The organism is Lysinibacillus sp. FSL L8-0312, from assembly GCF_038003285.1.
GTDB classification, from domain to species: Bacteria; Bacillota; Bacilli; order Bacillales_A; family Planococcaceae; genus Lysinibacillus; species Lysinibacillus fusiformis_D.
In genome coordinates this window covers 1-8,422 of record NZ_JBBOOV010000003.1, presented here as the reverse complement: position 1 = coordinate 8,422, position 8,422 = coordinate 1, and the positions used below count along the sequence as shown (strand labels likewise).

General features: G+C 31.8%; 13 protein-coding genes. 11 read left to right on the top strand and 2 right to left on the bottom strand.

Translation table 11 applies throughout. The features are described 5' to 3' along the window. Positions 1-134: 134 nt before the first annotated feature. The 4 genes from MHI22_RS23330 (at position 135) to MHI22_RS23315 (ending at position 2,334) form a co-directional block, all read left to right on the top strand. Positions 135-332 carry a hypothetical protein gene (locus MHI22_RS23330; RefSeq protein WP_340812754.1) on the top strand — a complete coding sequence of 66 codons (198 nt, stop codon included), beginning with the start codon at positions 135-137 and terminating at the stop codon, positions 330-332. Between the two features lie 1,083 nt (positions 333-1,415). Continuing rightward, positions 1,416-1,961, top strand: coding sequence for a sigma factor-like helix-turn-helix DNA-binding protein (locus tag MHI22_RS23325; protein WP_340812753.1), 546 nt, complete (start codon positions 1,416-1,418; stop codon positions 1,959-1,961). Continuing rightward, on the top strand, positions 1,955-2,113 hold the full coding sequence (locus MHI22_RS23320) for a YvrJ family protein (protein WP_340812752.1): 159 nt from the start codon (positions 1,955-1,957) through the stop codon (positions 2,111-2,113). Before MHI22_RS23325 ends, MHI22_RS23320 begins: the two co-directional genes overlap by 7 nt. 20 nt (positions 2,114-2,133) lie before the next feature. Next, positions 2,134-2,334: a hypothetical protein gene (locus MHI22_RS23315; RefSeq protein ID WP_340812751.1), complete on the top strand. Its 201-nt coding sequence runs from the start codon at positions 2,134-2,136 to the stop codon at positions 2,332-2,334. Between the two features lie 83 nt (positions 2,335-2,417). Here the strand turns inward: MHI22_RS23315 and MHI22_RS23310 are convergent, their stop codons facing one another. Further along, positions 2,418-2,900 (bottom strand): hypothetical protein, encoded by a 483-nt coding sequence (locus MHI22_RS23310; protein WP_340812750.1) that lies wholly within the window; start codon positions 2,898-2,900, stop codon positions 2,418-2,420. A 145-nt stretch (positions 2,901-3,045) separates the two neighbouring features. Between MHI22_RS23310 and MHI22_RS23305 the strand changes: the two genes are divergently transcribed. The 7 genes from MHI22_RS23305 to MHI22_RS23275 all read left to right on the top strand — a co-directional run bounded on the left by MHI22_RS23305 (position 3,046) and on the right by MHI22_RS23275 (position 7,788). After that, positions 3,046-3,360 (top strand): hypothetical protein, encoded by a 315-nt coding sequence (locus tag MHI22_RS23305; protein ID WP_340812749.1) that lies wholly within the window; start codon positions 3,046-3,048, stop codon positions 3,358-3,360. A 360-nt stretch (positions 3,361-3,720) separates the two neighbouring features. Next, positions 3,721-4,038 carry a hypothetical protein gene (locus MHI22_RS23300; RefSeq protein ID WP_340812748.1) on the top strand — a complete coding sequence of 106 codons (318 nt, stop codon included), beginning with the start codon at positions 3,721-3,723 and terminating at the stop codon, positions 4,036-4,038. A 460-nt stretch (positions 4,039-4,498) separates the two neighbouring features. Next, complete coding sequence (locus MHI22_RS23295; RefSeq protein WP_340812747.1) at positions 4,499-5,041, top strand: sigma factor-like helix-turn-helix DNA-binding protein; 543 nt, start codon at positions 4,499-4,501, stop codon at positions 5,039-5,041. Between the two features lie 5 nt (positions 5,042-5,046). Beyond that, positions 5,047-5,271: a hypothetical protein gene (locus MHI22_RS23290; protein WP_340812746.1), complete on the top strand. Its 225-nt coding sequence runs from the start codon at positions 5,047-5,049 to the stop codon at positions 5,269-5,271. A gap of 126 nt (positions 5,272-5,397) precedes the next feature. Continuing rightward, a complete protein-coding gene (locus MHI22_RS23285; RefSeq protein ID WP_340812745.1) occupies positions 5,398-6,054 on the top strand; it encodes a hypothetical protein in 657 nt (218 codons plus the stop codon). Between the two features lie 350 nt (positions 6,055-6,404). Further along, on the top strand, positions 6,405-7,424 hold the full coding sequence (locus MHI22_RS23280) for a hypothetical protein (RefSeq protein WP_340812744.1): 1,020 nt from the start codon (positions 6,405-6,407) through the stop codon (positions 7,422-7,424). A gap of 106 nt (positions 7,425-7,530) precedes the next feature. Continuing rightward, positions 7,531-7,788, top strand: coding sequence for a DUF5839 family protein (locus MHI22_RS23275; RefSeq protein WP_340812743.1), 258 nt, complete (start codon positions 7,531-7,533; stop codon positions 7,786-7,788). A 105-nt stretch (positions 7,789-7,893) separates the two neighbouring features. On the opposite strand, the gene MHI22_RS23270 is transcribed toward MHI22_RS23275, so the two are convergent. Continuing rightward, entirely contained in the window at positions 7,894-8,109 is a 216-nt protein-coding gene (locus MHI22_RS23270; RefSeq protein ID WP_340812742.1) for a helix-turn-helix transcriptional regulator, read from the bottom strand. Positions 8,110-8,422: the final 313 nt, after the last annotated feature.

Sequence of the window (8,422 nt, the reverse complement as noted above, 5' to 3'; positions counted from 1 at the left end):
AACACCACAAGTGATAGCAAATTTTCCTTATGCTCTTTCAGTACGGCCTATTCTAGGCATTTGAACAAAGGAATTTGAAATAATATGTCGAAATTCATATGAAAAATTAAAAATGGAAATATGAGGTGATACATATGGCAAAAGTTAATATTGAAGAAATTATTGATCACTTGAGTTCAGAAATGAGAAGGTCATTAAGAGATTCAGTAAATAGCGTTATTCCAGGAGCAACTTTTGATGAAAGAGAACTTTTTAGACGATTTAAGAGAGAGGTACGTAGAAAGTGCAGTACATGGGAAAACGTACCCGACAGGTATGTTGATTCTGAATAGCAATTAAATTCAACTGAATATAAATGAATATTAAAATAAAAAAACGTTCCCAAATGTAAGTTTGGAAATACAATAAAAAGCCACGAATGTTGTTAAATCAACGTTTCGTGGCTTTTCTTATGAAGATTGTTTATACATCTTTTTATACAGGTGGCGTAAACGGTTGATGTAGCAGTATTTTTACTTGTTTGGTTTGTTCTTCACTTTGCATAAAATCGTGTATATTTCTTAACGTTGTAAATCCGTGTAAATCTGACAGAACCCCATGTTTGCGGCAAATATGATAAATCCATGCAATTTATTAGAAAAAGTAAATTAGTTTAAACTAGTTTACTTTTTTGAATCGAATTACTAAGAGTTATCTTAGCTGCGTGAAAAGCGCTTCGCACTTGGGGTGGAACGGTATATAGAGGGGCTTAAAATGATATACATAACAAAGTAGAACTATATGGAGAACGAAATGATAGATCGGTTGAAAAAGGGATGGAATTTCATTGTAAGGGCAGCTTGAATATTGGCCATTAAATTTCAGAGTGCCCATCTACGCACCTTCAAAAATTCGGTATGCTTAATAGGCATAAAATCGGAACCGATTTTTGACCTCTGGCGATTTAATTTTCTCTAAATATTTGTTCTATTTAGAGTAACAATCAAATCAGTGATATCAGTTTTCCCTTATGCTCTTAACTTAACAATAATGATTCATTTTTTGGGTAAAAAAGTAATGAATTTTCTGAAGTGACTTATAGTTGGGCAGTTAAAGGAAGTAATGTATTATATCAAACTCTATTTCAGGTATTAGATCTTGCTAATAATCATGCAGTAGATGCACAATCAGCTGGAGCAATTGTATAGTATTACTAATTAAATCGAATTTTTTGATTTATTACTTATGAATAAAGGGAAAAATAAGAAAAAATCCATTGGTTGTAAAAAAAGTTGTAAAAAGGTTGTAAAAAAACATATAAACTTCCCTTAGACTAATAGGCATTGTATCGGGAGATGCTTTATGATGGCGAGGAATAATTTTTTGTCTCAAAAAGAACATATGTTCTAAAAAAGAGAGTAATGCGAGGTGTTTTGGTGATTAATGAAGATGTTTTTATAAGCGAAAGATTTCAAAGAAAGTTACATGAAGACGAAGACTTTAAAAAAATATACTTAGAATATCTTTTAGACCCGAACGAAACAAATAAAAAACGTTTGAATGAATCATACATAAAGTATGAGAAACAACTGATAGCATTGAAATACTTGAGAAAAGTGGTAGTTTTTGAAGCTAAAAGGTTCGATTCGAAGATCCGGAAAAGAAATGCAAAACAATTATCTTTCGACGCTAAATTTGATGACGAACTAACATTTTTTGACATATTGAAAGATGAAAAAGCAGAAAGTAATTTTAATGAAATGTTAGAAAGAAAATTAGAAGAGGCATTTGTTGATGCAAGAATCTCAAGCGAAATTTTATCAATGACCGATAGGCAACAAGAAATTATATATGGTTTATACGTGAAAGATTTAACTGAGGTGGTATTAGCTGAAAGATTAGGGATAACACAACAGGCGGTTTCAAAAACTCATCGGAAAGTTATAAAAAAACTAAGAAAGGTCGTGGCTAAAGAATGTTAGAAGCAGAAATATTTAAATTAATTGGTAATTTTGGTTTTCCGATGGCGATTACTATTTATTTATTAGTTAGATTTGAAGCTAAGATTGAAGGTTTGAAAAACGCAATTGATAACCTATCTGATAAATTAGTAGGACTTAAAAATAATAAGTAGATAAAATGGAGTGAATTATTTTGTTACATACGGAGGAAAAAAGAACATTGAGCGACAACGAAATCAAAGAAATCGTAGAAAAAATAACACCAACTATTGAATATGGATTGTTGCAGACAACACCTGAACACAGAGAAGATTTAAGACAACATTTATATGAAATGTCTATAAAAACATTAAAAAATGTAAGGTTAACAGAACCAAAAGGTCTGTTTATTTAAATAGTTAGCGGAAAAAGCGAATGAAATGGTAACTCTATTCATTCGCTTTTGAGTACAACAAAGGATATTGCACCTGTTTTTATTTATCGGAATTGAAATTTATCAAATATAATCATTGATTCCCAATCGTAGGTAATAGTGAATCCTTTAGCCCCCCCTTTTATAATTACCATGTTTCCCCCTTTATCTACTTCTTCATTATTCTCTCCGATGGTTAATAATAGAGTGTATTTGACTTTATAACCTTCCTCGTCAGTATTTTCGTCTAATGATTCGATTCTGACATCATTTAATTGGACTTTGTTTTTACTTGCATAAGCGTAGGTGTTAGGAAAATTAACTCTTCTGTCCCTCTCGTTCAATTTGTACCATTCATCGTTTAAATAAGGTTTTACTTCTTCTAAGGTAATTAAAATATCTTTTTCCCCATCTGCGTTGTGAGTAATGCTTTTATACTCTTTCAAGAAAGCCTTTACATCCTCTTCGTTCACTTTTTCATTCTCTTGACAGGCACTTAGGCTGAGAATAAAAATGGCTGTTAACATTAATAAAATCAATCTCTTCATATACACACAACCCCCTTATTAACCTAATTATAGATAATTAAGGAAAATAAAACAAAAATATTCAAAGATATGGTTGTATATTTTTTTGAAAAGTCCCCTTTAAATGATGTAACGTTACAAAAAATAAATCAAAGGAGAGAAGAAAATGGCGAATGGACCTTGTGCTATATATGGCAAACACAAAATGAGAAGCCCTAAGCTTGTTGGTGTTCGCGATATGAATGGTAACTATATCAATTCTGTGTTTAAAATCGGGAGTATGTTTACATGTGGATGTGGAGACCGAATTTTGACTAGTGGTAGTCCAAATACGGGCGATTATGTAGGTTATTATGTAACCGAAGGCGGTATTAAAGCTGGCCGATTTGAGTCAAGTGGTGTCGGCGGTGGATACTACATGGTTCCGTCGAATATGGTGTATTACAAAGGCAGTAATGTTTTAGATGGTTACGAATTTTAAAATTAAGTTTAAAAGCTTAAAAAAATAAAAAACATTCATTACATTACGATTTACAAATTCATATTTTGATAACAACATTACGATTTTTTGAACAAAAAAGAGCCCTTTCCTTTTGGAGTAGGGGTCTTTTTTTGTATATTATTTATTGCGTTGAAAGGGTAGTAATTGTTAATATAGTGTTCCAACAGAGGAATATAAGAAATAAAACGAAATGAAAAGAAGTGGTGATATTTACCTCTTTTTTAAAATGACTCAGCAATAAAGGACAGAATCTTTTGAAACTTTAATGTATATTGTTTCGTATTAAAGACAGGAACTTTGAAAAATAGTATTAAAAAATATAGTCTGAGGTGATGGGTCTTGAGTAAAAGTAAATGGTTTGTATTATGTTTATTAATCTTATTTGTAGGAATATTTGCAACAGGTTTTTATACTCTTAGTGAGGTTCTAATTGAAAAAACAGTTAAAATCGAAGAACAAAATATTATAGAAAAAAACGGTGAATACTATCTTTTAATTGATGAACGTGAGTTGTCTTTATCCAAGAATTTTTACGATAAAATCGAATTAGAAAAATACAACGAATACAAAATTAAGTATGTTTATAATCGCTTGAAAAAAAATGATGGTGAAGTAGTAATGTTAAAAAGATATGGTGAACAGCCATGGGGTGAATAAATGGGCTGGTAATGATTATTAGTGACTAGAAAAATATAAGCGTATTTGGGATGACTTCCAAAATACGCTTATTAACACCAGTCAACAAATACTGCGGATTACAGTTTGGGTTCGAATCCAAGTCTTTGGTAGTTCGGCAGAAAAATAGAATTACAATCTTTTTTTTGCGTTTGAATGGCTGTAGAAATATCCATTGATTCCCTTTATTAAAGAAAGGGGGAGTTTCAATGAGAGAATGTGAATTATTAATAGGTTTAATTAGTAATACAGGGTTTCCGATTGTCGCGTTCCTACTTATTGTTTGAAAATTCGATAAATCGTTAGGTTTATTAACCGAAGCTGTAATAATACAAAGGATGTTCAGTTATTTTTACAAAAATGAACACAATTATGGATTTCAATCCCCTTTTTTTGCTTTAAAATAGAACATATGTTCCTTTTGTATTGGAGTTGATTTTCTTTGGTTCAAAATCGTCTATTAAAATCTTTTTTAGAAGATGAAAGAGTAAGCAAACTTTATAAATGCTATTTAGAGGATCCTGCCCCCTATACGAGGGACACTATTGAAAGACTATTCAAAATCCACGTTAGAAAAATTCAATTACTTAGTTATTTTTCTCGTGTTTTGTATTTTGAATCTCAAAGGTATGACAAAAAAATCCGTCATAATAATAGAGTTAATCAGTTAACGTTAGATAATTACATTAATAACGGTGAGAACAAATTTATTGATTTAATTCCTGATGAAAGTATTGATGATGATTCTGAGTGGATACATTCTGACTTCACTCATTTGGAAGTAATTTTCGAGGACAAGCAACTATATAATATTGTTTCGAATTTAGGACCAAAAAAGAAATATATATTGCATTCCATTTTTGTAGATAATCTAACGGAAGAAGAAATTTCAAAAAAACTAGGTATTTCAAAACAAGCTGTCAATAAAGCTAAAAACCAGGCTTTTCAAAAAATTAGGCAGGAGTACTCAAAAAAATCGAGGTGATGTTGATGCCAAAAAATGAATTAAGTGAATTAAGAAGTACGGCATTCCAACAGGAGGTTCTAGATATGTTGCAGCCTAAAATTAAATCAGTTTTACATCAGACCAGTTTTCAAAATAGGATGGATTTGGAACAGGAAATTTCGTTAATGATCATTAGGGTTGTTAAAACAAAACAATTTAGAAAAGTACCTTCGTTCTTCGAACTTATTGAAAGTGAGAAAATTGTATAAAAACGCTCCACTCTTTTTTTCTCCGAAAATGGGCAGCATTTGTACCGTTACCTGGAGAAAAGTAATAGTATTATTAGTTAACTAATATAAACTAATATATTAGAAACTATTAGGAGAGTGAATAGTATGTGGGAGCTGACAAAAGACAACAACGTTTCGGAGCTTATTGCGAGTAAAAGATCGCTAAAAGAGCTTAGAAAGTTTTTAAATACACGTGATACAACCATACGAGAAGTATTTAATTCTTTAGGATACTTCTATAATAAATCGCAACATGAATGGCAACGTGACGCCAATTTTCCGGATAAAGATATGACTTTTAATGAAGCATTGGCACAGTTAAAAGCAGTATCACTAAGGCAAACTCCTAAAGTGAATAGAAAACTAATAAAAGTTAATAAAGATCTAATAAAAACTAATAAAGAACTAATAGAGACTAATAAAGAGGTAGCCGTCATCACTCCTAATAATGAGCTAATAGAAACTAATAGTCAGCAAAATCTAGAGATTTTGAACGCCATTGGCTTGTCAGAAAACGAGTTTCATGTGTTAAAAAAAATGATTCAAGAGCGCATTCAGCAAGAGGATACGCATGAACAGTTACCAATTTTTAATGAGATTGCAAAATTAAATACGAGAAGTAGAAAAAATAAAACGTATTACATTTCAGAAGAATTAGTGGCAGAAGTAGATCGTGTGGCAGATGAGTTAAATATAAAAAAATCGCAGTTAGTCGAGGTTGCATTACTAGAATTTTTCAAGCGTCATGGCTCTATTCAATAAACTAATAGAAACTAATAGTTATAGAATATATTTACAAGTTGCTAACTTTAGCGTATGGTAAGAATAACTAAATCGAACGTAAAAAAGCCATTTCACAGTGACTAATAAAGTGCTACCAACACTTTATTAATCGCCTTATCGTACCAACACTACGATGCAGCTTATCGTGAAATGACTGTTTTTAACTGTTAAATATAGATAATATCTATATACGTCATTCTAGTATGAATTAGAAGACATTTCAACAGTTTATTGATGGTCATTAAAGATTACTCCTTAATCTAAAGCGTTTTGCATCGTTAAGAAAAACGATGCAAAACGCTTTTTTGCTTCAAAAAGGAGTATCTACCATGAAAAATAAACTAAAAACTACACCAAACCAAGCAGTCCAAACATTTATTACATACGGCAATCGAAATGGAGATCGGCAACTCAAAGAAGAACGCCTGCAGCAATTAGAAGAAGTACTAGCAACCCAAGGAATTTATCCTGGTGGGAAAGTACATAGAGTGCTAGAAAAATTGATTTATGATCTTACATACAACGGCATTATCAAAGTAAGCCGAGAGCATTTGAGTAACAAATTAGAGGTAGGATTAAATACAATCTCAACAGCTTTTAAGTATATGGAGCAATCTAAGCTATTTATCCTTTCTAGAAACAAATCAGGAAAGACGAATAGTGGTTGTCGTGTCATTTTGGATGTGCAGCATGTTAACTTTGAAAGTATTTTAAGTGGTATTTACCGTCTAACTGCTTATGAAATTGCCATCTTAAAAGAAGATTTTAAACATCTAAGTAAACATCAAATTAAACATCAGGATTTGGCTCAAAACACTGTCGTATCAACGCTGAATGGCTCAAATTCGACTCTTAACTATAATAACCAAATTAAAACATTAAAAGATATAAAGACGTCTACTAAGCAGGCATCTGATAAGAAAAATAATCTTTACAATCGTTTGAAAGACCTTTATCAAGCCCGTACAGGCTCTTTAGAGGGCTTTAAAGCCTTTGCAGGTGTTATCTATGGGTCATTGAAAAAAATTAAAGCAGAGGACAAGCTAGGGCTGTCTCAAAGCCAATTAGAAACAATCATGTATCAATCATTAGATGCAGCCATTTCAGCGAGCGATCAATACGTTAAAACCAACCGTTTAGCTTTACTAAGTGCCATTATTCGCAACAAAATCAATGATTTAACGGTTTCGAATGCATCTACAGGGTCAGAAAAAAAGAAAACTAGAAAAGTAGAAGTAGTTCCAGCATGGTTTGCGACTCGTCATGAGCAAGAAGAATTAACAGAAGAAAAGAAAGCCTATTTTGCACAAGAACGTGAGCGAATATTGGCTAAGTTACGAGATTTCTAACCAAATGAGGAATGGTGAAAACCATACCTCTAGTTTGTTATGATTATTTTTAGGTAATAAAAGGGAATTGTTACTTTTAAATTTTTAAAAAAGGAGATTATATATGATGAAAAATAACACACTTTCAGGATTTCATATCAAAAGTAAAAAAAGTGAAGTATTGAAACTACATCCTAAAAAGTACACGTGGCATATCCCTAAATATTTACGTGATTTAAACATCCAACCAGGTGATATTGTTATTGTCGGAAAACCAATTGCACGTATCTTAGTAACAGAAGTTTTTAGGGAAGAGTTTGAAGAGACAGGAAAACAATATAAAAGAATTAGAGGGCTTTTAGAAAAAGCACCCCAAAAAGTATAAGTTTTTACAACGTGCAAGGATCGGGTGGGCTAGGCAGGGCCTAGCTTTTTCATGATATCAATGAAATGAGGAAAGGTATATACAAAATATATACAGCTACTATGGCTACAATTCACTTTTATTCTCTTTCAATCTTCTCCGAATGGTAGCTTCCGAAACGCCAAATATTCGTGCAATTTCTCGATTGCTTTTCCCAGCATCTTTTAAATGCAGTAACTTCGACTCATTGATGCTTAACTTAGGACGACCATTAGAGTTTCCACCTCTCCATTTCTCATTATTTTTTTCATGTTTATTATTTTTAAAAAATCGCTTTAGCAAATCTGCCCCTCCTTATATGCGTCTTAACTCTAAATTTTAAGTTTTGACGCATATATTATCAAACTTTACATATGTTTGTAGGTCTCAAAAACATCTAAAAAATTTGGGAATTCAAATGTTCAACGAGAAATAATGTAACTAATGATTTGTTCCAATATCAAAAAAAGTGCTGCTGTTGAGGATAAATCTGCATAGATTATTTGTTTGGAAAAGTATGTAGGAAACATATAGAAACGAACGCACGTTTGTATAGAAAATAGGAAGAATCGCACTTTTTCATGGGTACACCGAAATACTAGGCTCTGCCTAGTCT

What these genes read in the sequence shown, in the direction of transcription:
- MHI22_RS23330 (WP_340812754.1), top strand. Translation starts at nt 135, where the DNA reads ATGGCAAAAGTTAATATTGAAGAAATTATTGATCACTTGAGTTCAGAA.
- MHI22_RS23320 (WP_340812752.1), top strand. Translation starts at nt 1,955, where the DNA reads ATGTTAGAAGCAGAAATATTTAAATTAATTGGTAATTTTGGTTTTCCG.
- MHI22_RS23310 (WP_340812750.1), bottom strand. Translation starts at nt 2,900, where the DNA reads ATGAAGAGATTGATTTTATTAATGTTAACAGCCATTTTTATTCTCAGC.
- MHI22_RS23305 (WP_340812749.1), top strand. Translation starts at nt 3,046, where the DNA reads ATGGCGAATGGACCTTGTGCTATATATGGCAAACACAAAATGAGAAGC.
- MHI22_RS23290 (WP_340812746.1), top strand. Translation starts at nt 5,047, where the DNA reads ATGCCAAAAAATGAATTAAGTGAATTAAGAAGTACGGCATTCCAACAG.
- MHI22_RS23285 (WP_340812745.1), top strand. Translation starts at nt 5,398, where the DNA reads ATGTGGGAGCTGACAAAAGACAACAACGTTTCGGAGCTTATTGCGAGT.
- MHI22_RS23280 (WP_340812744.1), top strand. Translation starts at nt 6,405, where the DNA reads ATGAAAAATAAACTAAAAACTACACCAAACCAAGCAGTCCAAACATTT.
- MHI22_RS23275 (WP_340812743.1), top strand. Translation starts at nt 7,531, where the DNA reads ATGAAAAATAACACACTTTCAGGATTTCATATCAAAAGTAAAAAAAGT.